Annotated in this window: 26 protein-coding genes; 16 read left to right on the forward strand and 10 right to left on the reverse strand. The window is 59.0% G+C overall.

Going from position 1 to position 24982, the window contains the following annotated elements; genetic code table 11:
• Positions 1-44: 44 nt before the first annotated feature.
• From RIB87_RS12875 to RIB87_RS12890, 4 genes are read right to left on the reverse strand one after another with little or no spacing between them, the layout of a single operon-like run.
• Positions 45-803, reverse strand: a complete 759-nt coding sequence (locus RIB87_RS12875) for a MotE family protein (protein WP_350147285.1) — start codon at positions 801-803, stop codon at positions 45-47.
• A 20-nt stretch (positions 804-823) separates the two neighbouring features.
• Positions 824-1270 (reverse strand): DUF6468 domain-containing protein, encoded by a 447-nt coding sequence (locus RIB87_RS12880; protein ID WP_350147287.1) that lies wholly within the window; start codon positions 1268-1270, stop codon positions 824-826.
• Positions 1267-2430 carry a flagellar motor switch protein FliM gene (gene fliM, locus RIB87_RS12885; protein ID WP_350147290.1) on the reverse strand — a complete coding sequence of 388 codons (1164 nt, stop codon included), beginning with the start codon at positions 2428-2430 and terminating at the stop codon, positions 1267-1269. Before fliM ends, RIB87_RS12880 begins: the two co-directional genes overlap by 4 nt.
• Positions 2431-2489: 59 nt before the next feature.
• Positions 2490-3017 (reverse strand): flagellar basal body-associated FliL family protein, encoded by a 528-nt coding sequence (locus RIB87_RS12890; RefSeq protein ID WP_350147292.1) that lies wholly within the window; start codon positions 3015-3017, stop codon positions 2490-2492.
• A gap of 431 nt (positions 3018-3448) precedes the next feature.
• Between RIB87_RS12890 and flgF the strand changes: the two genes are divergently transcribed.
• The 4 genes from flgF to flgH all read left to right on the forward strand — a co-directional run bounded on the left by flgF (position 3449) and on the right by flgH (position 6902).
• Positions 3449-4198, forward strand: a complete 750-nt coding sequence (gene flgF, locus RIB87_RS12895) for a flagellar basal-body rod protein FlgF (RefSeq protein WP_350147294.1) — start codon at positions 3449-3451, stop codon at positions 4196-4198.
• 81 nt (positions 4199-4279) lie between these two features.
• The gene (gene flgG, locus RIB87_RS12900) at positions 4280-5065 is read left to right on the forward strand and encodes a flagellar basal-body rod protein FlgG (protein WP_350147296.1); all 786 of its coding nucleotides are present in this window, start codon (positions 4280-4282) and stop codon (positions 5063-5065) included.
• Between the two features lie 24 nt (positions 5066-5089).
• A complete protein-coding gene (gene flgA / locus RIB87_RS12905; RefSeq protein WP_350147298.1) occupies positions 5090-6070 on the forward strand; it encodes a flagellar basal body P-ring formation chaperone FlgA in 981 nt (326 codons plus the stop codon).
• Positions 6071-6143: 73 nt separating this feature from the next.
• A complete protein-coding gene (gene flgH / locus RIB87_RS12910; protein ID WP_350147301.1) occupies positions 6144-6902 on the forward strand; it encodes a flagellar basal body L-ring protein FlgH in 759 nt (252 codons plus the stop codon).
• Between the two features lie 212 nt (positions 6903-7114).
• Here the strand turns inward: flgH and dksA are convergent, their stop codons facing one another.
• Both dksA and RIB87_RS12920 read right to left on the reverse strand, forming a co-directional pair.
• Positions 7115-7480, reverse strand: a complete 366-nt coding sequence (gene dksA / locus RIB87_RS12915) for an RNA polymerase-binding protein DksA (protein WP_502943267.1) — start codon at positions 7478-7480, stop codon at positions 7115-7117.
• Positions 7481-7720: 240 nt separating this feature from the next.
• Entirely contained in the window at positions 7721-8158 is a 438-nt protein-coding gene (locus tag RIB87_RS12920; protein ID WP_350147305.1) for a flagellar assembly protein FliX, read from the reverse strand.
• Positions 8159-8469: 311 nt separating this feature from the next.
• Here RIB87_RS12920 and RIB87_RS12925 point away from each other — a divergent pair, with 311 nt between their 5' ends.
• The 9 genes from RIB87_RS12925 (at position 8470) to flaF (ending at position 17111) form a co-directional block, all read left to right on the forward strand.
• Positions 8470-9609, forward strand: coding sequence for a flagellar basal body P-ring protein FlgI (locus RIB87_RS12925; protein ID WP_350147307.1), 1140 nt, complete (start codon positions 8470-8472; stop codon positions 9607-9609).
• A complete protein-coding gene (locus RIB87_RS12930) occupies positions 9609-10010 on the forward strand; it encodes a rod-binding protein (protein ID WP_350147309.1) in 402 nt (133 codons plus the stop codon). Before RIB87_RS12925 ends, RIB87_RS12930 begins: the two co-directional genes overlap by 1 nt.
• 68 nt (positions 10011-10078) lie before the next feature.
• Complete coding sequence (locus RIB87_RS12935; RefSeq protein WP_350147311.1) at positions 10079-10486, forward strand: hypothetical protein; 408 nt, start codon at positions 10079-10081, stop codon at positions 10484-10486.
• 171 nt (positions 10487-10657) lie between these two features.
• Complete coding sequence (locus tag RIB87_RS12940; protein WP_350147313.1) at positions 10658-11032, forward strand: flagellar protein FlaG; 375 nt, start codon at positions 10658-10660, stop codon at positions 11030-11032.
• Between the two features lie 82 nt (positions 11033-11114).
• Positions 11115-13259, forward strand: a complete 2145-nt coding sequence (locus RIB87_RS12945; protein ID WP_350147315.1) for a tetratricopeptide repeat protein — start codon at positions 11115-11117, stop codon at positions 13257-13259.
• 382 nt (positions 13260-13641) lie between these two features.
• Positions 13642-14781 carry a flagellin N-terminal helical domain-containing protein gene (locus RIB87_RS12950; protein ID WP_350147317.1) on the forward strand — a complete coding sequence of 380 codons (1140 nt, stop codon included), beginning with the start codon at positions 13642-13644 and terminating at the stop codon, positions 14779-14781.
• 226 nt (positions 14782-15007) lie between these two features.
• Positions 15008-16141, forward strand: a complete 1134-nt coding sequence (locus RIB87_RS12955; RefSeq protein WP_350147319.1) for a flagellin N-terminal helical domain-containing protein — start codon at positions 15008-15010, stop codon at positions 16139-16141.
• A gap of 225 nt (positions 16142-16366) precedes the next feature.
• The gene (gene flbT / locus RIB87_RS12960; RefSeq protein WP_350147321.1) at positions 16367-16771 is read left to right on the forward strand and encodes a flagellar biosynthesis repressor FlbT; all 405 of its coding nucleotides are present in this window, start codon (positions 16367-16369) and stop codon (positions 16769-16771) included.
• Positions 16743-17111: a flagellar biosynthesis regulator FlaF gene (flaF, locus tag RIB87_RS12965; RefSeq protein WP_350147323.1), complete on the forward strand. Its 369-nt coding sequence runs from the start codon at positions 16743-16745 to the stop codon at positions 17109-17111. The genes flbT and flaF overlap by 29 nt, the downstream gene beginning before the upstream one ends.
• A 245-nt stretch (positions 17112-17356) precedes the next feature.
• On the opposite strand, the gene RIB87_RS12970 is transcribed toward flaF, so the two are convergent.
• The 3 genes from RIB87_RS12970 to RIB87_RS12980 all read right to left on the reverse strand — a co-directional run bounded on the left by RIB87_RS12970 (position 17357) and on the right by RIB87_RS12980 (position 22232).
• A complete protein-coding gene (locus RIB87_RS12970; protein WP_350147325.1) occupies positions 17357-18850 on the reverse strand; it encodes a flagellin N-terminal helical domain-containing protein in 1494 nt (497 codons plus the stop codon).
• A gap of 35 nt (positions 18851-18885) precedes the next feature.
• Positions 18886-20766: a flagellar hook-associated protein FlgK gene (flgK, locus tag RIB87_RS12975; RefSeq protein WP_350147327.1), complete on the reverse strand. Its 1881-nt coding sequence runs from the start codon at positions 20764-20766 to the stop codon at positions 18886-18888.
• Positions 20767-20840: 74 nt separating this feature from the next.
• On the reverse strand, positions 20841-22232 hold the full coding sequence (locus RIB87_RS12980) for a flagellar hook protein FlgE (protein WP_350147329.1): 1392 nt from the start codon (positions 22230-22232) through the stop codon (positions 20841-20843).
• Positions 22233-22574: 342 nt separating this feature from the next.
• Between RIB87_RS12980 and RIB87_RS12985 the strand changes: the two genes are divergently transcribed.
• Together RIB87_RS12985 and RIB87_RS12990 are read left to right on the forward strand one after the other, a co-directional pair.
• Positions 22575-23420 (forward strand): AAA family ATPase, encoded by an 846-nt coding sequence (locus RIB87_RS12985; protein WP_350147331.1) that lies wholly within the window; start codon positions 22575-22577, stop codon positions 23418-23420.
• A 19-nt stretch (positions 23421-23439) separates the two neighbouring features.
• A complete protein-coding gene (locus tag RIB87_RS12990) occupies positions 23440-24093 on the forward strand; it encodes an enoyl-CoA hydratase-related protein (RefSeq protein ID WP_350147333.1) in 654 nt (217 codons plus the stop codon).
• Here RIB87_RS12990 and RIB87_RS12995 read toward each other — a convergent pair.
• Positions 24090-24335, reverse strand: coding sequence for a GlsB/YeaQ/YmgE family stress response membrane protein (locus tag RIB87_RS12995; protein WP_350147335.1), 246 nt, complete (start codon positions 24333-24335; stop codon positions 24090-24092). The genes RIB87_RS12990 and RIB87_RS12995 overlap by 4 nt on opposite strands.
• A 98-nt stretch (positions 24336-24433) precedes the next feature.
• On the opposite strand from RIB87_RS12995, the gene RIB87_RS13000 reads away from it, so the two are divergent.
• A complete protein-coding gene (locus RIB87_RS13000; RefSeq protein ID WP_350147338.1) occupies positions 24434-24877 on the forward strand; it encodes a YaiI/YqxD family protein in 444 nt (147 codons plus the stop codon).
• Positions 24878-24982 lie beyond the last annotated feature (105 nt).

Genomic DNA, 24982 nt, shown 5'->3' on the forward strand with positions numbered 1-24982 from the left:
AAGGGTCCGCTAAACCGGCAGTTTCACTGGGGTTAGGCCGCAGCCTAGCCTGCACTCTCAGGCAGAATGGGCTCAAGCTCGGGCAGGCCCATGGGCGCTTGCGCATCCGGCATCGGGATGGCCGACAACCGATTCTCGTTCTCAGTCGCCAGTGCCACGGTCACAACCTGCGCCCGCGCCGGGTCCATGGCAGCCAATATGGCAGCCAGCTTGCGTTCATTCATCCGGTCCAGAAGTTCCAGAAGAACGGTCATCTCCAGTTGTTCAAACACGGCCGCCGCATCTTTCGGCTTCATGTTTTCATAGACCTTGACCAGACTTTCAAACTTCTTGTTGCCACGCGACTCCTCGGTTTTGAAAACCTCGTCCACGCGTGCCTTGAGTTCCTTGAGTTCAGCGATCTTGTCATCAATACGCGCCTCGGCAGCAGCCAGAAGTTTCTCGCGCATTTCAACTTCGCCCTGGCGTTCGTCCAGCGCCTTGCGGCGGGCGGCCAGTGCCTCCAGCACATCCTCACTTTGGGTGCTCACGGGCTGCGGGCGGGTTGCAAGATTGACAGCAGGGCGCGCATTTTCGGCGTCTGCTGCAGGTGCCACCTCCTGCGCGGCCGCAGTTTCTTCCCCGGCAGCGTTGTCGGCAGCGTTTTCGGCACCCTCGTCGGGAACCGCATCAGCAGCCTGCACCACAGGCACCAGCGGCGATGTTCCCGTTGCCAGACCGGCGACCTTGAGGGTCAACAGCAATGCTGCGGCAATCATCACGGCAGGCAGCAGACGCATACGCTCTGTAGGTGTGGTACTCATCAACGGTTACTCCAAAAACGTTAGCGAACCTGGCGAAGGGCCGCCGCAAGACCGGTTTCAGCCAAGGGATCGTCCTGCGGATCGTCCTGAAAGATCCCGGCAGCATCCGCGCTCGTGTCTTTGCGGGTCTTCGACGGCCCACCGGCACCGGCAAACGTGCCCAGCCGGTCGGCAATGCTGTCACCAGCTTCAACCATCAAGGCCAGCTCATCAGCCAATGCCCGTGCCTTCTTGAGATCACGCTCAAGGTCGCGGGTCATACCGTCCGCATGAACACGCAAATCAGTAATGGCGCTCTGGGCGCGGCTGGTGGCGCGGTCCAGCGACACGACAATCTGCTTGAGGTCGCTTTCCCCGTCGCGCAACGCGCGCAGCCGACGGTCCAGCAAAAAACAATAGGCGATGGTTGCAACCAGTAGTCCCGCAACAATCACTTCAATCAACAGGCCAATGGAAAAAGCACTCATTTTCCGGCATCCCCCCTCAGGCCCAGCAACGCGGCACGATGCGATGTCTGCTTGAGCGCCTTGTCCACAAGCACACCCACATGGTTGCCCACGCGTCCCATGCGGCCCGTGGTTATGGGAATGCCGCCGGAACGAAGCTGTACCGGGCTATCAGCCGTACAGTTCAGCATCAGCGTCTGGCCCTTTTCAAACTTCATGACATCACGCAGCGACATCACCTGTTCGTCGAGCAGCGCATCAAGCTGCACCTCGGTGGACCACAGTTCTGTTGCCAGATGATTTTCCCAGATCGAGTCACGGCCAAACTTTTCGCCCATGAACATCTGCAACAAAAGTTCGCGGATCGGCTCCAGCGTGGCATAGGGAAGCATCAGCTCAATGCGCCCGCCACGATCTTCCATGTCAATGCGCAGCTTCACCAGAATGGCCGCATTGGCCGGCCGTGCGATAGCGGCAAAGCGCGGGTTGGTTTCCAGCCGGTCCAGTTCAAAATCCACCGGCGACAGGGGTTCAAAGGCGGCGCAGGCATCCTGCAACACCACCTCAACCATCCGCTGCACAAGATTGAGTTCAATGGTGGTGTACGGGCGACCCTCAATGCGCATGGCCGCGGTGCCACGCCGCCCGCCCAACAGCACATCCACAATCGAGTAGATGAGATTTGAGTCAACGGTGAACAAGCCAAAGTTGTCCCACTGGCGCGCCCGGAACACCGCCAGAATGGCAGGCAGCGGAATGGAATTGAGATAATCGCCAAAGCGAATGGACGTGATGTTGTCGAGGCTCACTTCCACGTTGTCAGACGTAAAGTTGCGCAGGCTCGTGGTCATCAGCCGCACCAGCCGGTCGAACACAATTTCGAGCATCGGCAGCCGCTCGTAGGATACCAGCGCCGAATTGATGATGGCGCGAATGCCGGTCCGGTCGCCGCCACCGTCTTCATCAAGCTCAAAGCCCAGCAGACTGTCGATCTCGTCCTGATTAAGCACACGCTCGGCTGCACCCGACATACCTGGCGTCGGCGCACTGTCGTCTGATTTGGAGAGGCTCGCCTCCCACTCAGCGGCCATGGCATCATCTGTGCCACCCTCTGCAGCAGCCGCCTCTGCTTCCCAGGCGGCAGCCATTTCATCCTGATTAAGATCGTCTTCGGTCGTCATGTCGGGTGCCCAGGGGTTTGCGCTGCACGTCGCAGCACGGGAAAACAAAAAGCGAGGCGTTACTGAATAATCATTTCGGTGAACAGCACATCCGCAACCTCGTGCGGGCGGACATCCATATTGATGCGTCGCAGGATTTCTTCTTTCAGGCGGAACAGCCCGGCCGAACCCGCAAGGTCGTCAGCGCGCAGTTCACGCAGATAAATCTGGAAATTGTCGATGATACGCGGCATCAGCGGCTCAATCATCGGCAGCATCTTGGCATCATGCAGCTCAAGCGTGACCTTGAACTTCACAAATGATCCGCGCGGATCATCCGTCTGCAGATTGATGATCAGCTCCGGCAGTTCGTAAAATACGATCTGTGAAGGATCGACCACTTTCTTGCCGTGTTCATCCACCGCGGCGTGTTCTTCTTCACCACCGCCGAACACACCCATCATGAAGGCTCCGCCCACGCCGCCGACAATCAGCAACAGTGGAAGCGCGATAAACAGGATAAGCGTGCGGCCGGACATCTTTTTCTTCGGCGCATCTTCACCGTCGATGTCGGCAATGTCGTCAGCGGTTGCTGCTTGGTCACTCATGATTCCGGCCCTGCGCGTGGGGGAGCATTTGAAAAAATGTCCCGCGAACTATCCTGGCACTTCCCTCTCGCATCCTTGAATGAGAGCGCCTGACATGTTCGCCGCCGTGCATTCTGCCGGTGGCTTTGATGAAACGCAGTTTGGCCCCATGCGGTTAACGAAGCGTTTTGCAAACGGCCACACACCCAAAAAACCGGCAAAAAATGCCGGGTCACCGGCAAGAGGCACCCTTTTGCCGGGTATCGCAAGACGCAGAATAACTCTAACCCACTGTTTTTATTGATATTTCAAACTGGCACAGCGGCTGCAGTGACTGTCCCGAAGCCACAGGCATGGTCCGACATGCTTTTAGCTTCATGACGAAACAAACCCGGTCTGCCGATCTCTTCCCGGAGTAAAGCGGACCACCTGACCAGCCTGAGGTCTTTACGATGGAACAAGCTCTTTCAGTTGCCCTGTCACGTCAGATGACGCTGCGCCGCGCGATGGATATCGTTGCCAACAACGTGGCCAACGTGAACACGTCTGCGTACAAGGCCGAGTCTCCGATCTTTTCAGAGTTCCTGATGCCCGGCGCCACCGCCGACGACCGCAAGGGCGCAGGCACGCTCCCCGCGCTCTCTTATGTGCAGGACACCGGCACCCATCGTGACCTTTCTGAAGGCAACATAACCCCCACCGGCAACCCGTTCGACATTGCCATTGCAGGCGACGGCTTTTTCGCGGTGCAGACGCCCGCAGGTGAGCGCTACACCCGCAGCGGCCACTTCGCCGTTGATGTGAACGGCCAGCTTGTGACGCCGCAGGGCGACCCCGTGCTGTCCGCCGCCGGTGCCCCCATTACGCTGAACCCGGACGACGGCCAGATTGCAATCAGCCGTGACGGCACCATCTCGGCAGGCGAAAACACCATTGGCCGCCTTGGCGTCGTTACGTTCGACAACCAGCGCGCCATGAAGAAAACCGGTGACACCTATCTGGAAACAGATCAGGCCGCACAGCCCGTCGCCAACCCATCCGTTATTCAGGGCTCGATTGAAAGCTCGAACGTAAAGTCCGTTGTTGAGATGACGCGGATGATTGAAGTGATGCGTGCCTACACCTCGACCCAGAAGAACATCAACAAGATGGGCGAACTACAGGAAACCGCCATTCGCCAGCTTGGCCGCGAGCCCCGCTAGACACCAACCAACATGAGGGGTTTTCCCGGCCCCTTCCTCAAGACCTGATGCGGGCCAGCCCGCCAAGAGGAGACCGAAGAGATGAAGTCGCTCAGTATCGCAGCCACCGGCATGCTCGCCCAGCAGCTCAATGTCGAGGTGATCTCGAACAACATCGCCAACATGAACACCACGGCCTACAAGCGCCAGCGCGCGGAGTTTCAGGATCTGATCTACCAGAACCTGCGCCGCGTCGGCTCCACATCATCTGATGCGGGCACGGTTGTGCCCACCGGCATCCAGATCGGCGTTGGTGTGAAAGCTGGCTCTGTCTATCGCATCTCCGGCCAGGGCAACCTGACACCGACCGACAACACCTATGATCTGGCAATCCAGGGCGAAGGCTATTTCCGCATCTCACTGCCCACCGGCGAAGATGCCTATACCCGCGCTGGCTCTTTCCAGCTCAATGCCTCCGGCCAGATCGTCACTACCGACGGCTACGAACTGTCGCCTGCCATAACCGTGCCTCAGGATACGCGGGACGTCTCGATCAACAGCCAGGGCCAGGTGGAAGCCTTCCTGGACGGCCAGACTGACCCCACCATCCTGGGCCAGCTTGAGATTGTTCGCTTCTTCAATCAGGCCGGCCTTGAGGCCAAAGGCTCAAGCCTGTTCCTTGAAACCGCAGCCTCCGGTGCACCAGTTGCAGGCACGCCGGGGTCTGTGGGCTACGGCACATTGCTGCAGGGGTACCTGGAAACCTCCAACGTGGATTCGGTTGGCGAAATCACCAATCTCATCAGTGCCCAGCGTGCCTATGAGATGAACGCCAAAGTCATCACGTCAACGGATGAAATGCTCTCCGTCGCCTCCAACCTCCGCTAGGCACGTGTGAAGAAAGCCACGAAAATGAAACCGCTCCGTACCCTGATCGTATCCGCCGCATTTGCCGCGCTCGCCATTGGCATCAGCCCGCTGGCCGCAGCCCCGACAGAGGCCGTGCTGCGCGACAAGGCGATTGTTGTTGGCGATACCGTGACGCTTGGCGACCTCTTCATGAACGCAGGCGACAAGGCCTCCACCCCTGTCTCGCGTGCGCCAGCCCCCGGCCAGCGTGCGGCGATCAACTCAGCACATGTTGCCAATGCCGCCCGCGCGGCAGGCCTGCTGTGGCCCAATCACGAGCGCTACACACACCTTATCGTTAATCGCGACGGCACCCCCGTTACAGCAGCACAGGTGCACGAGGCGATTGCCCTTGAACTGTCGCGCCAACAGAACACCGCAGACACATCGTTTCTGGTCGAACTCGACCGTGAAGCAGAGGCGCTTTACGTTGCCAAAGGCACAGCCCCCCGCGTCATCGTCACCGACCTCACTTTTGATGCCCGCACAGGCCACTTCAACGCCCATGTCAAAGCGGACGCGCGCGGTGCCAAACCCCGGCACCTGACCGGACGCGCAACCCTGACCCGCAAGGTGCCTGTGCCCGCAGGCCCCGTCGCACGCGGTGAAGTCATGCGTGACGACATGCTGACCATGATCGACATGGAAGTCGCCCGCATTGCACCGGGCACCGCCCTGTCCAGATCAGACCTGGTGGGCATGGCACCGCGCACCGCGCTGCGCCGTGGCCAGTCCGTGCGTGTTTCGGATCTTCACCTGCCGGTCGCCGTTGAAAAAGATGCTCGCGTCACTCTGCTGTTTGAAATGCCTGGCATGGTTCTGACCGCCACCGGCCGCGCGCTTGAAGACGCCCCGATCGGCGGCCTTGTGCGCGTCATCAACACCCGCTCGCACCGCACCGTCCATGCGCGCGTCATCACGCCAGACCGCGTGGTGGTGGAAAGCAGCGCACCTGTGCAGGTCGCAGGTCGCGCTACCGAGTAACCCGTTTCTTATCTGCCGGGGGCACCCGCCCCCCTCCGGCATACACCCCGTCCAAGCCTGAAGGATGAAACCGATGACATTGACCTACCGTTCAGTTTTCCGCCTTGCCGCCATCAGCGGCCTCGCCCTTTCGCTGGTCGCCTGCAACGCCGCAGACCGCCTGCAGAACATCGGCAAGGCCCCAGACCTGACGCCCATTCAAAACCCTGCATCACGCGCAGAAGTGCAAACCGTGTCGCTGCCGATGCCCGAACCTGAAACCGTGAGCTATCAGCCCAACTCGTTGTGGCGTGCTGGCAGCCGTGCGTTCTTCCGCGATCAGCGCGCCTCAACCGTTGGCGACATTCTGACGGTGACCATTGAGATCACCGACAAGGCAGAAATTGAAAACACCACCGAGCGGTCACGCTCCAACTCGGAAGACGCCGGCCTCAACAACCTGTTCGGCTACGCCCAGAACCTTGATCGCTTTCTTCCCGACCAGGTGGATAATGCCAACCTGGTGGGCCTTGATTCAACCAGCGCCAGCCGGGGGGCAGGCTCGGTTGACCGCGAAGAAACCGTCAACCTCACAGTGGCCGCCATTGTCACGCAGATTTTGCCAAACGGAAATCTGGTCATTCAGGGCAAGCAGGAAGTGCGTGTGAACTATGAAGTGCGCGAACTTCTGGTGGCGGGTGTCATTCGCCCGGAAGACATCTCCAACCAGAACACCATCAACCATACCCAGATCGCCGAAGCCCGTATTTCGTACGGTGGCCGCGGCCAGATCACCGATGTGCAGCAGCCGCGCTATGGCCAGCAGGTGTTCGACATCATCATGCCGTTCTAGATCAGCCCTCGACGGCACGATCAAGACGAGCTGACGGAGCGGGCGTTCAGGCCGCCCTCTCCACCTGCACCGCCATCGGGACCCGCACGTCAAACATGCGGGAGGTGGTGCAAACCCAAAACGGCGTGTGAGCAAACAAGCTCACACGCCGTTCTTGTTTTTAAGGTGAGTAACGCTGGCTTGGCCGACATCAGCCCGCCTCGCGTGAAGGCCTAGTCGTCGCGATACACTTTCTCGCGACGCTCGTGGGCCTCCTGCGCCTCAATGGATAGCGTTGCAATCGGCCGGGCGGAAAGCCGCTTGAGGCCGATGGGTTCGCCCGTTTCTTCGCAATAGCCGTAGGACCCGTCCTCAAGACGCTTGAGGGCTGAATTGATTTTGTTGACGAGCTTGCGTTGCCGGTCACGCGCGCGCAACTCAAGCGAGCGCTCTGTTTCCGACGATGCACGATCCGTCAGGTCGGGATGATGTGATGTATCTTCCTGCAGATGGCTGATGGTTTCGCGCGTCTCGCGGAGGATGTCTTCCTTCCAGTCGAGCAGCTTGCGGCGGAAATACTCTTTCTGCCGATCATTCATGAATGGCTCGTCGTCAGACGGCTCATAGTCCTTCGTCAACTCTGCGGTCACCGGTGTCTCTCCCTTCACTGGCGCCACCTGCATACCCCTACTTGGAAACACAGGCTCAATGGCGCGGGAATATATCGGCGGGTGGACAGATGCACAACATCGCATCCGCCGCTTAGTCCATGAATTATTTGTATAATTCGGCTCTGCCACAGTCTCTGGACAGCCCAAAAAGCCTTGCAGCAAAAGGAACTATCGGGTCAGTACGCTTTCATATTTCGCAAGCTCGACGCGGGCACGCAGTTCTATTTCATCCAGCACCTGGGCCAGGCGCGGGTCCACAAAAGCGGACTGCGAATCGCGACGCTGGTCCACCAGCCGCACCAGCTCATAAAGTTTGGTCTTAGATATGCCGCCAGCCAGCAACGACAGTTTGAGGTCGTCCAGCACATCCAGCATGGCTTCCGCGCGCACAACCGCCCGCGATTTGCCGTCTGTTGCCGTGTCCACTTCCTGAAGCGCAATCAGTGCATCAACCGGTGTTGCAGCCACAACTCCTGAAACACCTTTTGATGTTTCAGCGCCCGCGCCACCGGCAACACGAAAGCGTTCACCGCCCGCAGACCTTGATTTGCCTGTGCGCCCTGCACCCGATGGTCCCTGCGCGCGTCCGGCGCCGCTGACCTTCATTGCCTTTGGCTCCTGCCAATCACGACACGCACTGCGCGCATCATTACTTCACTTGAAAGCACGCTGCGCCAAACTGCTTAACGCCGCCTTAACAGCGCTCCACCACCCCGGCAAAACCTGCCGCGTTACCGGCCTCAATGGCAGCCTTTGCCTGGCACCTGCCACATCGCACTTCATTTTTGCACGTATTTTCAAAGACTTAGAAATCGCGCGCCGTGGCACGCATTTCGCTTTGTAGGACGCAAAGCAAAACCACCGGTGTGCCTGCCTGACCTGAAAGCACCCTTGCAAGAAACGGAAAAGACCCGAAAATGCCGTTCTCTCTCATTCCCTTCCGCCAGTTGATGCACCACGTTGCCGTGAGCCTTGTGGCGTTTGCCCTGCTCGCCCCCACCGCCGCGCACGCCTCGTCCCGCATCAAGGATCTGGCCTCCGTTGAAGGCATCCGCGAAAACCATCTGGTCGGCTACGGCCTTGTGGTCGGCCTTGATGGCTCCGGCGACAGCCTGCGCAATGCGCCGTTTACCCGTCAAAGTCTCCAGGCGATGCTTGAGCGGCTGGGCGTCAACACCCGCGATGCCAACCTCAACACCAACAACGTGGCCGCCGTCATGGTGACCGGCAACCTGCCGCCATTCGGCGCACAGGGCAGCCGCATGGACATTACAGTCTCAACCCTTGGCGATGCCAAAAGCCTGCTCGGCGGCACACTGCTTGTGACACCGCTGATGGGTGCTGACGGCGAGGTTTACGCCGTGGCGCAAGGCCCTGTGGCCATTTCAGGCTTTAGTGCGGAAGGCGACGGTGCCAGCGTCAAGCGTGGCGTTGCAACTTCAGGCCGCATTCCCAACGGTGCCATCATTGAACGCGAGATCGCCTTTGCCCTTGAAGATATGGACACAGTGCGCCTGTCGCTTCACAACCCTGACCTGACAACCGCCCAGCGCATGGCCAACGTCATCAATACTTTTGTCGGCGCCGGCACCGCGCAGGCGTCTGACCCGTCAACCGTGAGCGTTGACATACCCAACAAGGGCCGCGGCAGCGTCGTCAGTATGCTGACGGAAATCGAACAGCTTCGCGTGTCACCGGATACTCCTGCCAAAGTCGTGATTGATGAGGCCTCCGGCGTCATCGTCATGGGCAAGGATGTGCGCGTTTCCACTGTGGCCATTGCGCAGGGCAACCTCACCATTCGTGTGACCGAAACCCCGCAGGTGAGCCAGCCCAACCCGTTTGCCGAACAGGGCGAAACGGTTGTGGTGCCGCGCACCGACATTCAGATCGACGATGACGCCGAAAACCGTCTTGGTCTGCTGCGTGAGGGCGTAACACTGGAAAGCCTCGTGGACGGCCTCAACTCGCTGGGCGTTGGCCCCCGCGACATGATTTCAATTCTGCAGACCATCCGCGCCGCCGGTGCCCTGCAGGCTGAGCTTGAGGTGCTGTAATGGACCTCACACTCTCCCCCGGCATCGCGCAAAACCCGTTCGGCCAGGTGCTGCCCGCAGCACTCGCCAAAGCTCCAAACGCGCGCGCAACAGGCAACGAAAAGGCCATGCGCGAGACAGCGCAGGAGTTCGAAGCCGTATTCATCGGCCAGATGACCGAAGCGATGTTTGCCGGCCTCAAAAGCGAAGAGCCTTTTGGTGGCGGCCATGCAGAAGATATGTGGCGCTCCCAGTTAAGCCAGGAAATGGGCCGCTCCATTGCACAATCCGGCGGCATCGGCATTGCTGATGCGGTGATGCGCTCCATGATTGCGCAGCAGGAAGCTGCAAGCCGCCCGATGACTGTGCCTGGCACCAGCGCCGCAACCGCAGCAAATGCTTACGACAACCAGGAACGATAATGCATCCTCAGACCCGGCAGCAGCCCCCCGCGCAACTCTGGCAACCACCAGCCTCTTTTCTGGAGGATATGGCGTCGCTTGCAACCGCGCTGGACACCATCATCACCCGTGAAAACACGCTGGCCCGCGAGAACAAGCTGTCGCAGATCGGCGCCATGGAAGCGGAAAAAACCCAACTGGCCGTGGACTATCACCGCCATGTGCGTGCCCTGAAGGCCGATCCGTCGCGGCTTCATGCTGCGCCCGACGCGCTGCGGGCCCGCCTGCGCGCCGCCATCGGCTCGCTTGAAAGCAAACTTGAGGACAACACGCGCTATCTGGGTGCCGCGAAAGAAATATCCGAGGGGATTGTAGCGGCCGCTGCTCGCGCTGCCAGCGAAGCGCGCGCACCTACAATCGGCTACGCGCCCAAATCCACAGCAAAGCAACGGCCGCTGGCCGCAACGGCCACCATCGCACTCGACAAGCGCGTTTAGCAAACCGTTCCCTCACACGTGCCTGTTACCTAAACCTTGCATTGCGACGGCTCAATTAAGCCGTCGTTTACTCCTGACTGGGCAAAATGTGCCCATGTCTGCCCGTGCAGTCATGCGAGCAGTGGGATGCCCGCTCAACCGGGGGGCGCGACCCTAGAAAAGGGTGCTGCCATGGAAAGTATTTCTGGCCCGAAGCCTGTTGTAGCGCCTGCACCGCAGGCCCCACGCATATCCACCTCCAGCACAGACCTTGTTGCCGGCCAGCGCGCTGTTGCGCCTGCCGAACGCAGCAGCCGACCTGGCCCCGACGCCAAAAAAGCATCGGACAGCGCGCAACTCCAAAAGGTGCTGGAAAAACTCGAAGCCCGCCTGTCGTTCAATGTCAGCTTCGATATTACATTTGATGACACCATCAAACGTGAAGTCGTGCGCGGCGTGAGCAAGGTCACCGGCGAAACCGTGATCGAGTTCCCCACCGAACAGATGCAACGGCTGATCCGTGGCCTGCGCGAAGACCTGGGCTTGGCGGTGGATAAAAAGGCCTGAGCCAAATTAACAGCCCGGTAACCACGATCTGCGACATCAGGTAGGGCACTATTGCCTGATCCAGATTCGCAAGAGGTTGCCTATGTCCGGTTCCTTACCGCAAACGACAGCAAACGCCGTTGCCGAGGATTTCAGCCGCGCCATTGAAAGCCATCAAAAAGGCAAGCTGGACCGGGCCAAACGCGGCTACAAACGGGTGCTGAAAAAAGCTCCCGACCACGCCTCGGCCATTCACATGCTCGGCGTACTTGATTTGCAGCGCGGCAACCCGCGCGCCGCAAGTGAGCTTATTGAAAAATCCGTTGCCCTTAATCCCACCATGGCCGCGGCGCATTACAATCTGGCCCGCTGTTACAAGGCACTGAATGAGTTTGAGGCTGCTGCCCGAAGTGTTGAGCAGTGCCTGACCATCACGCCGGATGACCTGGACGCACTCATTCTTTATGGCAACACGCTTACCGAGCTTGATCGCAAGGAGGAGTCTGTCGCGGCGTTTTCCAGCGCCCTGAAAATTGATCCGGCCCTGGACCCGGTGCGCGCTGAACGCCTAAGCCTCAATCTGGCACTGGGCAACGAAAACGCCATTGTGGCCGATCTGGAATATCTCGCGGCCAACGCGAAAGAACCCGCACTCATGCTGCGTGAAGTCGCCAAGCGACGTGTGGACCAGAACAGCAGACCCGATGCCCTGCGCGTGCTCAAAAAAGCACTGGATGTTGACCCCACTGACAGGCTCACACGCTCCTCTTACGCCGGCATCCTTATTGATCTGGAACGCAACGGCGAAGCCCTGCCCCTCGTGCAGGGTCTGCTTGATGAATACCCTGACGACCTCATGGCACGGCTCAAGATGGGGTTTTTGCTGGCCAACATGAAACGCTTCAAGGACGCCCTGCCGATCCTTGAGCATGTCTATGCGCACCGGCCCAACGACGAGGCCTTGCTGTTGAAGCTGGCCTTCACGTACCAAACCCTTGAACGGTTTGACGACGCGATTGCGCATTATGAAAAGCTGAAAATACTCGCCCCCACCGAAGCCCGCACCTGGGCCAACCTTGTTGGCCTGTACATCGGCATCGAGGAGTATGAGAAGGCGATTGAGGAAGGCATGGAGGCGCTGCGCATCAATCCCGATGTTGAGCAGAGCTACCTCAACATGGCCGTGCTGTTTCAGCGTTTTGGCGACTTTGACCGCGCGGCCGACCTCTACCGCCGCGCCCTGGAAATCAACCCGGACTACTCAACCGCAGGCTCAAACCTTTCCCACTTGCTGCTGGCTCATGGTCACATCGAAGATGGCTGGGATCTGTATGCGCATGGGTTTAACGCAGGCCTGCGCACGCCACTGCGCCAGTTCAACACCGGCCACTGGCAGGGCGAAGACATTTCCGACCGTTCGATCCTGGTCTGGAAGGAACAGGGCATCGGCGATGATCTGCGCTTTATGTCCTGCATCCCTGACCTGATCGCCCGCGCCGGACAAGTCATCATCGAAACAGACAAACGTCTTGTTTCGCTCTATCAGCGCTCGTTTCCAGAGGCGATCGTGCGCGAAGAGCGCACCAAGCCGTCGCTGGTTCCATACGGCCCGCCTGACTTCAGCACCACCACGCCCGCAGGCCAGCTCGCCACGCATTTCAGGCGGTCACTGGCAGATTTTCCCGCAGAAGATGGCTACCTGAAACCCGATCCGCAGCGCGTGGCCTATTGGCGCGAAAAAGTTGAGGCCGCTGGCGACGGCATTCGTGTTGGTCTTGCCTGGCGCAGTATGCACCGCAACGTCACCCGCAACCGCACCTATTCACAGCTTGAGGACTGGGCGCGGCTGATTGCAACGCCGGGCATCACCGCCATCAATCTGCAATACGATGACCCCAGCGATGAAGTGAAAGCCCTGGCCGAAAAAACCGGCCTCACGTTGCACGTCATGGAGGGCCTCAACCTCAAGGACGAACTGGACGAAGCAGCCGCACTTACCAAAGCCTGCGATCTTGTTATCAGCGCAGGCACGTCAGTGGCCGACATGGCGGCAGCGGTTGGCACCCCTGCCATCTTTTATGGCGAAGCCCACCACCCGATGCAGTTGGGCACCGACCATTTCCCCTGGTATCCGTCGGCCCGCTTTGTCGGCATTGAGGCAAAGCAGCCGATCAGCGAAATCGTCGATATCATCACCCGTGATGTGCAGGCTTTTGCCGAGCGTTACCGCACCGGCGAGTTCAGCTAGACACCCCCCCCGAACGCCCCCGCGCTGCCGGCACAAACAGGTGTCAGTCAAGCGTGGCCAGCGCGGCCGACTGCCCGGCATTTTGTGCCGCATGGCGGCAAACTCTACCGTGCCGGTTGCCGCTCAGAACACATAACATATTGATTTTATTGATATTTTGAAGTGGCACGGCTCGTGCTCTTTAAGGGCCAAGTGCTGGTCAACGCAAACCAGCCACCTCCCCCATCGGGATCGGCCAAATGGCCAGTGTCCCAAAACGATGGACACTAGGTGGCGATGTTTACGGGCGATTAAGCATTAACGCGCAGTATCCGGCGTAACGAATTGGGACACTTGCCTCATCGTGAGGGCGCCGGTGTTTGGTCCTAGGAGGACACGAGATATGGGTGATGTAGTACTTTCAGCGGGTATCCGCGCCAACCTTCTGAGCATTCAGAACACGGCAAAGCTTCTGGATCAGACGCAAAACCGACTGGCCACGGGCCTGAAGGTGAACAGTGCCATTGACGACCCGACCGCATTCTTTACGGCGCAGGGCCTCAATAACCGCGCACGCGATCTTGAATCCCTGCTCACATCTATGGATCAGGCGATCCAGACACTGGATGCAGCCGACCAGGGCATCAAATCAGTCATCAAGCTGATCGAGAATGCCAAGGCAACGGCAAACCAGGCGCTTGAGACAAAGGTCAAGGCGTCGTCTGCAACCAGCTCCAACGGCACGGCCTATGTTGCAACGACGGCCGTCAGCAACATCACCGGCCTTGATGCGGGTGACATCTTCACTATTCAGGTCGGCACCGCAGCAGCAGTTGCTGTCACGGTTGGCGCCAGCACATCACATGTGTCTGCGCTGATTGCCAGCATCAGCGCCCTTGCGGGCGTCACCGCCTCACTGACATCTGATGGCAAAATCAAGATTGAAGGTGATACCGGCGAAGACCTGACGATCACAGACACAACAGGCTCTGCGGCCAACACTTTGGGTGTCGCCGGCACAGCCACCAACGGCACCAACCGCCGTTCTTTCGAGTCAGACTTCAACGGTCTGCGTACGCAGATGGACCAGTTGGTTGCAGATGCCTCCTACAAGGGCGTCAATCTGCTTCAGGCCGACAACGACCTGACTGTTTTCTTCAACGAAGGACAGACATCAAGTCTGACAATCAACTCGAAGCTGCTTGATACATCGGCGGCCGGCATCAACATCTCTGAGATTGTCGCCAAGGCCTGGGCAACCGATGGCAGCATCTCTGATGCCATCGACCAGCTCGATCAGGCAATCAACACGCTTCGGCAGCAGTCCTCCACGTTCGGCGGCAATCTGTCAGTGGTTGAGACCCGGTCTGACTTTACCGGCAACATGATCAACACCCTTACATCAGGTGCCGCCAATCTGACCATCGCCGACACCAACCAGGAAGGTGCAAACCTTCTGGCCCTGCAAACCCGGCAGTCACTGGGCACAACCGCCCTGTCGCTGGCCGCCCAGGCCGACCAGAACGTGCTGCAGCTCTTCTAGAATACACACGCGAACAAAAAAAATCGGGGCGGATGCAAAAAAAGCATTCGCCCCTTTTTGTTGCCTCACCTGGCTCTTCGTGGTGAACAAAACCTTATGCACGCCAAATATTGTTCCGTGTACTGCCACGGTAACCCACCCTTAAGACCTTTCCGCCAGATTGTTTTCCGACGCCTCAGAAAGAGGGTCTGTTTAGTTCAGTATTTCCTAGGAAAGGAATAGCCACATGGCTGACGTCGTTCTCTCGAGTGCACTGCGCTCCAACCTTACCTCTCTCCAGAACACAGCTTCGCTTCTGTCACAGACCCAGGAACGTCTTTCGACGGGCCTGAAAGTGAACAGCGCGATTGACAACCCGACTGCTTTCTTCACAGCCGCTGGCCTCAACAACCGTGCCAATGACCTTGCTGCTCTGTCTGACAACATTGGTCAGGCTGTGGATACGCTGAAAGCTGCCGACGATGGTATCAAGGCGATCACGACCCTCGTGGAAAACCTGAAGTCAACGGCCAGCACGGCCCTGACAACCAAAGTCACTGCCTCCAGCATCACGAGCTCAGGCTCCGTTACCGGTACTGCCAACGTCAGCCAGACGGCTGGTGTTGACGCTGGTGACATCTTCACTGTTCAGGTTGGCACGGCTACAGCTCTCACTGTTACTGTTGGTGCAAGCACCACGGCAGTATCCGCGATTGTTGCCGCTGTTAACGGCCTGTCCGGCGTAACGGCTTCCATCACGTCGGAAGGCAAGCTGAAGGTCGAAGGCACGAATGGTAAGGACCTTACCATTACTGACACAACCGGCTCGACGGCTGCTACGCTCGGTGTTGCAGGTACGGCTACCAACGGTGTGAACCGTGACTCGGCTGTGGCTGACTTCAACACGCTGCGCACACAGATCGACCAGTTGGCTGCTGACTCGTCGTTCAAGGGCGTGAACCTGCTTCAGGCCGGTAACGACCTGACGGTGAACTTCAACGAAGACCAGTCTTCCAACCTGACAATTGCGTCCCGGCTTCTGGACACATCTTCAGGCGGTCTGAACATCTCTGCAGCTACGGAAGCTGACTTTGGCACCGACAGCAACATTGAGGCGTCTTTGGCCTCTCTGGACGCCGCCGTGTCAACGCTGCGTCAGCAGTCTGCCAGCTTTGGTAACAACCTCTCCATCGTGGAAAACCGTCAGGACTTCACGAAGAACCTGATCAACACGCTGGAAACAGGCGCCGGCAAGCTCACGCTCGCTGACACCAACGTTGAAGGTGCAAACCTGCTTGCTCTGCAGACCCGTCAGTCACTGGGTACCACGACCCTGTCTCTGGCTTCACAGTCCGACCAGAACGTGCTGCGTCTGTTCTAATCAGACCTGGCCCAGGGCCAAGCCACGAAGGCGACGCCATCTGGTTACACATACGGAAAACGGCGGTGCAGAAAGCACCGCCGTTTTTCTGTGTGTTGACGTCTCCGTCAGGTGGTGCAGAACGCACCGCCGTTTTTCTTTGTGCCAGCCCCTGCCCGCGTTCCCCCCTATACTGTGACATACGAATCACACGGCAGGCTGATGCCGCTATGGGAGGTCGAGACAATGGCGCTGAAAATCGAACTCAAGCCCGGCGAGCGGTTTATTCTGGGCAACGCTGTCATCACCAACGACGATCAGCGCACACGGCTGTTTGTGGAAGGTGCCGCCCCGATCCTGCGCGAAAAAGACATCATGCGCCCCGAAGACGCCGACACCCCGTGCAAAAGGCTCTACCTGGCGGTTCAGCTCATGTATTTGAGCAACAACCCCTCCGAACAGCACAGCGTCTATTTTCAGCTCACCAACGAGATTATTGGCGCGGCACCCAGCACGCTTGAGTACATCGAGCGGATGAACAATCAAATCTTAACCGGCGCGTTCTATAAAGCTCTCAAGGAAGCAAAGAAGCTCATCAAATATGAGCAGGAGCTGATGTCGAATGCACAATCCGGCGCAGGCGTACGGTAAGACAGCAAAAGTTGTCGCCAACCCCCGTGAACACGAAGCCAATCTGCTCACCAAGGCTGCCCAGCAGCTTCAGGCAGCAAAAAACCCGTTTGATCCACGCAGCGACGCCTTGCGCAACGCCCTCATTTACAATCGCAAACTGTGGACGGTTTTTGCAGGCTCTGTGACAGGCGAAGACAACCCCCTGCCCGACCAGATCAAGCAGAACATCGCCAATCTGGGCATTTTCATTCTCAAGCACACTGTCAGCGTGCAGGCCAACCCCGCGCCTGAAAAACTCGATGTGCTGATAAACATCAACCGCGAGATTGCCGCCGGCCTCTATCAGAAGCCAGCCTAGGCACCGCTGACTGCGACCACCACCGCATCACGTGATCTTTCCCCGGTCTCATCGCACGACTTTGGTTTTGTAGCGCAGAACTGCAACCAGTTACGCCCACACACCTGTCACCCCGGATCACGTCCGGGGTGACAGGTGTGTGGGCGTTGCCGCCTCCCTGCTCCCTCACGAAAAACACCATCCTCCAGTCATGCCGGAGGATGGTGTTTGTGTTCCGTGAGCCGAAGAAGACGCTAAGCGTGATCCTAGAGGTAGTTTGTCAACGTCAGTCGCGAGACGATGGACGTCGCCTGGAAGCTCGCCTGCAACTGGTTTTGCAACTGCAAGATCATTGAGCCCACCTCGTTGGTATCCGAGTTCTCGGTTTCTGCCAGCAACTGCTGTGTTGCGTTGATCGTGCGCTCATGCCGGTCTTTGGTTCTCGCCAGGCTGCTTTCCTTGAGCCCAAGCTGCGTGCGCACATCCGCAAGTGACGTTGTGCCTTCAAACGCAAACGCACGGCTCAACCGGCTCGTTGCTTCAGTGTAGCCGCGCTGCGACAACGCATCCGCTTCGGGAAACTCAAGCGCCGCCAATACAGCCAGCGCCTTCACTGTGTCACGCACAGGCCCTTCGTCAGCCCGCGATGCATAGCCAATGGTGCGCCCGCCATCAATTTTTGCCAGCGCACTGTTGCGGATCGGCGTCGTGGTGCCGTCGCCCTTGTACCAGAACACTGTGTCCGCCGTTGTCGCATCCCGCACGCCCGTTGCTGTGGCAAACGGCGGACCGTCCACACGCTGCGGCGGGTTCGACGGGTCGTACTCAAAAAACTCAGTCGCAGCGCGCTGGGCCGACGCCGCCTTGAGCGATGTCTGCGCCAGAATTTCAACTTCCGCTGCAAGTGCCGTTTGAAAGTTCGCTGCCGTGGCATTGGCATCCGCCCCCACCAGAAACTCGCCAGCTTTCGGCGTGCCGGTGGTGATTGCCCGCAGTTCAAGGGTTTCAGTGGTGCCATCAGGCAGATCAAACGAAACGTTCAGTGTCTGCCCATGCGCCGGCAAGGTGGCTGTAAAATCAACCGTCATCACCTGCGGCACACCGGCAATACCAACCGTCGTGCCGTTCATGTTGGTGTCGGCCGCGTTGAGCTTGAACCCGAACGGTGGCGCGTTGTCTTCAGTAACGGTCACAGACGCACCCGCCGGCACCGGAATGTTCAACCGCCCGCGATTGTCCGCACCCAGATCAGCCTGCGCACGTTCGCTGACAATCTGCTTGAACCCGGCCAGGCCGATGTCACCATCCATCATGCGGGACGCTGGCTCAACGGGCTGGGTCTGCGTGGCCGCACCGCCAAACAGATGCCGCCCGCCAATATCCGTATTGAGCACCGCCAGCACTTCTTCAAGGCGCTCTGCCGCTGTGAACTGAAGCTGTGTCTGCTTGGTGTCGAGCGTTTCGTAGCCCGAAGTCAGCGACGCCGTGCGCATTTCAGCAGCAATATCGTCAATCCGTGACAAACCCATCTGGGTGGTAGTCAACCGAAGCTGCGTCTGGTCGATGGTGCGGATATAGCCGTCCATGGTGTTGAGTTCAGCACGCAGATTGAGCACCAGCGACGCGTCAACGCCCAGGCCCGCATGGGTGCGCGCCTTCTTGCCGGTAGCAAGCTGCGTCTGCAGATCCGTCAACTGGAGCTGCATGGTCTTGATCTGATCGCGCGTTGTCAGCGACTGGAGGAGTGAGGGAACCTGCATGGCCTGATCCTGATTATCCTGTGAACGCCCGCCGCCTAGCGAAGAATGCTTGTCAGCAGGGACATCATGTCCTGAACCGCCGACATCACCCGCGCATTTGCGGCATACGCATTTTGCAGCAGCAACAGCTGCGCCATTTCGTCATCAATCGACACACCCGTGGTGTTCTGAACTTTCTCTTCCAGCCCAAGCTGCACAACCTGCTGGCTGTCCAGCGCCCGGTTGGCGAGCACCAGCTCATTGGCCTGGAAAGACACGACCCGGCGGGCGAACTCATCAACGCCACCCTCAAAAGGCTGGCCCGTGCCGCCAATACCCGTTGCCGGGTCAAACGCCCGCGACGTACCGGTCAGACGCTCAAGCAAATCTGTCGGGCGGGCGGGATCACCCGCATCCGTTGCCGGTGACGTTGAATAAACCACCAGCGACGACGGGTCCGCCGCCACGCTGGCATTCACAGCAATACGGCTGGCAAAGCCAACCTTCTGCGTTACACCGTCCTGCGACGCGGTATAGGCTGCCTGCGCGTTGATGCCATCAACAAACAGCGGCAATCCCGTGCCCTGCCCGGTCAGGCCTGTAGCCGTAACCGTGGCCGTCACCGCATCCACATCGGTGGTTGCGCCAACGCCGTCATCCACAATGCGCAGCGTTGTGCCCGCAGGGTTGGACGTATCAATGTTGATGCTGGCCGCCGCCAGGGCCGCATCAAGGTTGGTGGCAAACGCGCCCGCACTGCCACCCCATGCAACACCCACAACCGTGTCGCCGGCATTGGGTGTCACTGTGTTGGAAAGCGGCAACGTGGCGGGGTCGTCCACCCGAATGATTGTCACCTGGCGCTGCGTGCCGCCGGGCGTTTGGGTGTAGGTGAGGTTTATCTGATCGCCGTTCTGCAACCCGGCCAGATCAACATCAAAGCCCGCAGGCGGCCCTGCAACTGCCGCCGATGTGATGGTAGTTTCCGACAGCGACTTGGCAAGCGCGTGGGCAATTTCATCAAGCTGTGCCTGCGCTTCCACAAGCGTGGTGTCGCGCATTTCCACAAGACCGGCGATCTCGCCCTGCCGGATTGTACCATCACGCAAAAGGTCAATCGGCGCCGAGCCGCCAATCTGCAATGTAACCGTACCGACCTCGCGCAAGGCAGGGTCTGAATTGTAAAAAGAGGATGCCGAAAGCGTCGGGTGCTCATCAAACGAGAGCTTGGCCGGTTGTGTATCCAGCAGCAGGTTCCCACCCGTGGTGAACACCGAAAGCCGCCCGCCTTCACGCTCCACCGTGCGGATATCCATCAGCGACGCAAGCTCACGCAGCGCCACATCACGCTCGTCCTGCAGGTCGGCAATAGAGCCGCCCTGGTTGGCTGAAATCTTGAGGTTGAGATCGTGGATTTTTTCCAGCGCACCATTGGCGCGTGACACCGCATCATTCAACCGGCGCTCAGTCTCACGCCGCATCTGCTGGATTTCGTCAGACATGCGGTTGAGTTCAACCGACATTTCTTCTGCCGCCGCCAGCGTGGCCTCACGGGTCACGGTGCTTTCAGGCGTCGTCGCCAGATCCTGAAACGCCGTGCCCAGACGGTTGATGTAGGCTGCCACCGACGTTTCACTGTCGGGCGTACCAAACATCTGGTCAACGCGGGTCAGAAACTCCGAGCGTACATCCAGCTTGGATGTAATGCCGGACGACCGCTGCAACTGACCAAACAGATAGTTGTCCACCTCGCGCACGGCCGCCCGCACAGACACACCAATACCTTCGCCACCGGCAATGAGGTTGGTCTGGCTGCCAACCTTGCGCGTGTACCCAGGCGTCGTGGCGTTGGCGATATTGCGTGATGCAAGATCGACCGCAGCCTGATTGGCCTTGAGCCCGGAGACGGCGGCATTGAGGGCGTTGGAGAGGGACATGGTTTCCTGAAAACCTGAATGAACCGAATGAAAGAGAGGTGGCGGCTTCTGCCGCCATCACGAGCGCTTGTGCCTTAGCGCTTCATGTTGAGCGTTTCACGGACCAGTTCGTCTGACGTGGTCACGATGCGCGTTGTGGCTGAATAAGCCTGCTGGGTAATGATGAGTTTCGAAAACTCGTCAGCGATATCCACGTTGGACGCTTCGCGCGCCTCCGCCACAATCTCGCCGGAAGCCCCCTGAATGGCCTCACCTGAATCCTGCGTCGCAGCCCAGGCACCGCCATCAAGCTTGCGCAGCTTGTTGTCGGCATTGAACTTCACCAGCGTCACTTCCGCCAGATCAAGCTGCTTGCCATTGGTGTAGGTGCCCACAACGCGGCCCGCATCAGAAATGGCGATAGAGGCCAAAGCGCCGGAGGCAAAGCCGTCCTGTTCAATTTCCGTTACCGACACAGAGCCGTTGGTGTCCGCAAACTGTGTAATCTGGTTGGAGCCGTGATTGAGCGTGATGTTGCCAAGGTTCACGCCATCCACTGTAAGGCCGGTGACGGTGGCCGAGGTTACAGCAGGTGTTGCAACGCCTGAGCCATTGAACACGTAAGCCTGGCCCACATTGTTCCATTTGGCGGTTGCGCCCGTGGCTGTGGTGCTGGTCTGGTAAAACAGGTTCCAGGTGTCAGCACCACCGGCCTGAGCCGCACCGTTGCCGGTGTTGTTCACCTTGGCCCAACGCATTTCAACATTCACCGGGTTGCCGATCGCGTCATACATGGTGATGGCACCACCGGCGAGCGAGCGGTCCAAAAACAGCTGCTCGTCCTGCCCCTGCACAAACCCGTCACCACCAAACGTTGACGGGTTGTTGGTGAAGGTCGCGTCCAGCATCAGTTCGGAGTTGGGCGTGTTGGCATCTGCGACCACCGTCTTGGGGAACGATGCCAGGTTGGCGGTATATTCCATGGTTGTGGACTGGCGCGCAGACACGAAGTCGCTTTCAATCTGAATGCGCGTCGGCACGTCGCCCACCTTGTTGCCGGTCAGTGGATTGATTTCCACGCCCTGCAGGTAATAGCCGGCACCGTTCTGCAGATAGCCGAACCGGTCCACCTCAAAGTCACCGCGACGGGTGTAATAGTCGATCTGGTTAAACACCGGCGAGTTGTCCAGCGTGGCCACCCGCTCAGACACCATGAAGTAGCCGTCACCATTGATGGCCATGTGCGTGGGCACCTGAGCGGCTTCCAGCGCGCCCTGAACGGTGTTGGTAAATCGTGCTTCCGCCAGCACCGTACCCGGAGCATTGTTGCGCGAGGTGGCAAAGGTCACCAGATCGCGGAAATTGGTTTCGGTCCGCTTGAACCCGATGGTCTGCGTGTTGGCGATATTGTCTGAGATATGGCCCAGCGCCTTCGAATTGGCCTTGAGGCCGGTAATGGCTGTGGTCATTGCGCCGAAGATGGTCATCGGATCTCTCCTAAAGACGGTCAGATGGCTGGCGGCATCCCCGACAAATCCGGGTGGCACGCGCAGAAACTCACGACCACATGAGCAAGCGCCGGGCCAGAACTTTACGTAAGCAATTTCAATGAGTTAGCAGAATCCTTGTCATTGGCATCCAAGCACTATCTGCCGTCAGCGGCAGCTTTTGCCGGGCAACCTGCGCTCCTGCCCGACCGGCCACCCGCATAACTGACCATGTGTCATGCGACTTGCCCGCAGGCGCGCGTGCCCCTAGGTTTGCGCCCGTTCAGATATTCGAAAACCCGATCTCGAAAACCCGACATCGAAAAATGGCAGGACTTGTTGATGCGTTTTGAAGGCACAAAGGATTACGTCGCAACCGAGGATCTTCGCGTTGCGGTGAATGCAGCTATCACCCTTGAGCGTCCGCTGCTGGTAAAAGGCGAACCAGGCACCGGCAAAACCGTGCTCGCCGAGCAGATTGCGTCGTCGCTGGGCCTGCCGATGATTACGTGGAACATCAAATCCACCACCAAGGCGCATCAGGGTCTGTATGAATATGACGCCATCACCCGCCTGCGCGATGGCCAGCTTGGCGACGAGCGCGTCAAGGACATCAGCAACTACATCAACAAGGGCAAACTGTGGGAGGCCTTCGACGCCGACCAGAAAGTGGTGCTGCTGATTGACGAGGTGGACAAGGCCGACATCGAGTTCCCCAATGACCTGTTGCAGGAACTCGACCGCATGGAGTTCTACGTGTACGAGACCGATCAGGTCATCAAGGCGAAAGAACGCCCCATCGTCATCATCACCTCGAACAACGAAAAAGAACTGCCCGACGCCTTCCTGCGCCGCTGCTTCTTCCACTACATCAAGTTTCCCGACGCCGACACCATGAAGCAGATCGTCGATGTGCACTTCGACAAGCTGAAAGAGCGACTGGTGAAGGAAGCACTCGACGTGTTCTACGAAATGCGCGACGTGCCCGGCCTCAAAAAGAAGCCCTCAACGTCAGAGCTTCTGGACTGGCTCAAGCTGCTGATGAACGAGGATATTTCGCCCGAAACCCTGCGAGAGCGCGACGCCACTAAGCTGATCCCGCCGCTGCACGGCGCCCTGCTCAAGAACGAGCAGGACGTGCACCTGTTTGAGCGCCTGGCCTTCCTCGCCCGCCGCGAACGCAACTAGCGAAGCGGGGACTTCCGATATGACCTCAGCCGTTAGCGTCATTGCCATTGAGGGCAAAGGCCCCAACGCGCTGACGGTCGAGGCTATCGCAGCGCTGTCCAGCGCACTTGATGAAGCCGAAGCAGACCCGGCCGTCGAGGCAATACTCCTTAAGGGTAAGCCCGGCGGCGCGTTCTGCGTGGGTCTAGACAACGCCGTTCTGGCAGACGGTGAAGCCGCAGCAGCGGATCTTCTCAATGCCATGGGACACCTGTTGTTGCGCTTGTTCACCTCACATTTGCGCATTGTCGCGCAGGTGGAGGGCCACGCTGTTGCCGCCGGTGCCATGCTGCTTTTGGTGTCAGACCTGCGCATCGGCACGCCAGGCAACTACCGGGTCGGGTTTTCGGAAGTCGGCATCGGCATGCCCCTGCCCGGCCTGCCGCTCGCGCTGGCCCGCCATCGCCTCACCCCCACATGGCTGACACGCACTACCGCGCTGGCAGACCTCCTGCCGCCCGATGATGCGCAGGCCGCAGGATTTCTGGATCACGTAACAGACAACGTGGATGCAGCCGCCTTGCAGGGTGCAGAACGCCTCGCCGCCCTTCCTCGCACCGCCTATACACAAACGGCGGCGACACTGCGTGCCGCCGCCGTTCAAGAAATGAAACTGTCGCTAGGTGTCCGCTAGGAGCGGATAAGCCGGTAGCCGTAAATCAGCGCACACGCACCCGCCACCGCAATGATGAGCTGCCCGATAATGCCGGCGAACGCCACGCCGAGCAGCCCCAGCACGAAGTTGAAAACAACCGCGCCGCCAATGCCCAGCAAAATGTTGGTCAGCAGCCCGTGATCCGCCTTCATCAGCTTTTCAGCAATCCAGCCCGCAAGCCCACCGACAATGATTGTAAGTATCCAGCCCATTCCAGCCATGTTTCTCTCCTTGTGATTCATCGCAGACCAACCGTAGGGCACACGCACGCAGCGGGCTAGGATGCAGCGCAGCAAACCACAAGACGGGAAACCGACCGATGCCAACGCTCTACATTGACGGCGACGCCTGCCCGGTGAAGGCTGAAACCATTCGCATCGCCGAGCGGCACAACCTGATTGTGTTTCTTGTCTCCAACTCAGGTATGCGCACTGGCACCAACCCCAACGTCAAAAATATCATGGTGTCAGACGGCGCGGATGCCGCGGACGACTGGATCGCCGAGCACATTGAAGCCGGAGACATCGCCATTACCGCCGACATTCCGCTCGCCGCCCGCTGTCTTGAAAAATCAGCACAGGTATTGGGGCCAACCGGGCGTGCATTCACGCCTGAAAACATCGGCTCCGCGCTGGCATCGCGTGAGCTCAATCAGCACCTGCGCGAAACCGGCATCATGACGGGCGGCAACGCGCAGTTCTCAAAAGCGGACCGGTCGCGCTTCATGAACCAGCTTGAACAGGCGATACGCAAACCAGCCTGAGCTACCCGCCACATTGCCGCCACACAATGACCACACCTGCGGCAGCCGATTGCGTGATCCGGCGTTTCGCACCCCGCGTACCTTAAGGGCAGCACGTTGAAATGG

Origin of the sequence: Pyruvatibacter sp., assembly GCF_040219635.1 — a bacterium.
Classification (GTDB): Bacteria; Pseudomonadota; Alphaproteobacteria; order CGMCC-115125; family CGMCC-115125; genus Pyruvatibacter.

What these genes read in the sequence shown, in the direction of transcription:
- RIB87_RS12940 (WP_350147313.1), top strand. Translation starts at nt 10,658, where the DNA reads ATGGAAAGTATTTCTGGCCCGAAGCCTGTTGTAGCGCCTGCACCGCAG.
- RIB87_RS13000 (WP_350147338.1), top strand. Translation starts at nt 24,434, where the DNA reads ATGCCAACGCTCTACATTGACGGCGACGCCTGCCCGGTGAAGGCTGAA.
- flgF (WP_350147294.1), top strand. Translation starts at nt 3,449, where the DNA reads ATGGAACAAGCTCTTTCAGTTGCCCTGTCACGTCAGATGACGCTGCGC.
- fliM (WP_350147290.1), bottom strand. Translation starts at nt 2,430, where the DNA reads ATGACGACCGAAGACGATCTTAATCAGGATGAAATGGCTGCCGCCTGG.
- RIB87_RS12930 (WP_350147309.1), top strand. Translation starts at nt 9,609, where the DNA reads ATGGACCTCACACTCTCCCCCGGCATCGCGCAAAACCCGTTCGGCCAG.
- flbT (WP_350147321.1), top strand. Translation starts at nt 16,367, where the DNA reads ATGGCGCTGAAAATCGAACTCAAGCCCGGCGAGCGGTTTATTCTGGGC.
- RIB87_RS12925 (WP_350147307.1), top strand. Translation starts at nt 8,470, where the DNA reads ATGCCGTTCTCTCTCATTCCCTTCCGCCAGTTGATGCACCACGTTGCC.
- flgG (WP_350147296.1), top strand. Translation starts at nt 4,280, where the DNA reads ATGAAGTCGCTCAGTATCGCAGCCACCGGCATGCTCGCCCAGCAGCTC.
- flgH (WP_350147301.1), top strand. Translation starts at nt 6,144, where the DNA reads ATGACATTGACCTACCGTTCAGTTTTCCGCCTTGCCGCCATCAGCGGC.
- RIB87_RS12980 (WP_350147329.1), bottom strand. Translation starts at nt 22,232, where the DNA reads ATGACCATCTTCGGCGCAATGACCACAGCCATTACCGGCCTCAAGGCC.
- flaF (WP_350147323.1), top strand. Translation starts at nt 16,743, where the DNA reads ATGCACAATCCGGCGCAGGCGTACGGTAAGACAGCAAAAGTTGTCGCC.
- RIB87_RS12990 (WP_350147333.1), top strand. Translation starts at nt 23,440, where the DNA reads ATGACCTCAGCCGTTAGCGTCATTGCCATTGAGGGCAAAGGCCCCAAC.
- RIB87_RS12875 (WP_350147285.1), bottom strand. Translation starts at nt 803, where the DNA reads ATGAGTACCACACCTACAGAGCGTATGCGTCTGCTGCCTGCCGTGATG.
- RIB87_RS12955 (WP_350147319.1), top strand. Translation starts at nt 15,008, where the DNA reads ATGGCTGACGTCGTTCTCTCGAGTGCACTGCGCTCCAACCTTACCTCT.
- RIB87_RS12970 (WP_350147325.1), bottom strand. Translation starts at nt 18,850, where the DNA reads ATGCAGGTTCCCTCACTCCTCCAGTCGCTGACAACGCGCGATCAGATC.
- RIB87_RS12945 (WP_350147315.1), top strand. Translation starts at nt 11,115, where the DNA reads ATGTCCGGTTCCTTACCGCAAACGACAGCAAACGCCGTTGCCGAGGAT.
- RIB87_RS12935 (WP_350147311.1), top strand. Translation starts at nt 10,079, where the DNA reads ATGGCGTCGCTTGCAACCGCGCTGGACACCATCATCACCCGTGAAAAC.
- RIB87_RS12890 (WP_350147292.1), bottom strand. Translation starts at nt 3,017, where the DNA reads ATGAGTGACCAAGCAGCAACCGCTGACGACATTGCCGACATCGACGGT.
- flgA (WP_350147298.1), top strand. Translation starts at nt 5,090, where the DNA reads ATGAAACCGCTCCGTACCCTGATCGTATCCGCCGCATTTGCCGCGCTC.
- RIB87_RS12880 (WP_350147287.1), bottom strand. Translation starts at nt 1,270, where the DNA reads ATGAGTGCTTTTTCCATTGGCCTGTTGATTGAAGTGATTGTTGCGGGA.
- RIB87_RS12950 (WP_350147317.1), top strand. Translation starts at nt 13,642, where the DNA reads ATGGGTGATGTAGTACTTTCAGCGGGTATCCGCGCCAACCTTCTGAGC.
- dksA (WP_502943267.1), bottom strand. Translation starts at nt 7,480, where the DNA reads ATGAATGATCGGCAGAAAGAGTATTTCCGCCGCAAGCTGCTCGACTGG.
- RIB87_RS12920 (WP_350147305.1), bottom strand. Translation starts at nt 8,158, where the DNA reads ATGAAGGTCAGCGGCGCCGGACGCGCGCAGGGACCATCGGGTGCAGGG.
- flgK (WP_350147327.1), bottom strand. Translation starts at nt 20,766, where the DNA reads ATGTCCCTCTCCAACGCCCTCAATGCCGCCGTCTCCGGGCTCAAGGCC.
- RIB87_RS12985 (WP_350147331.1), top strand. Translation starts at nt 22,575, where the DNA reads ATGCGTTTTGAAGGCACAAAGGATTACGTCGCAACCGAGGATCTTCGC.
- RIB87_RS12995 (WP_350147335.1), bottom strand. Translation starts at nt 24,335, where the DNA reads ATGGCTGGAATGGGCTGGATACTTACAATCATTGTCGGTGGGCTTGCG.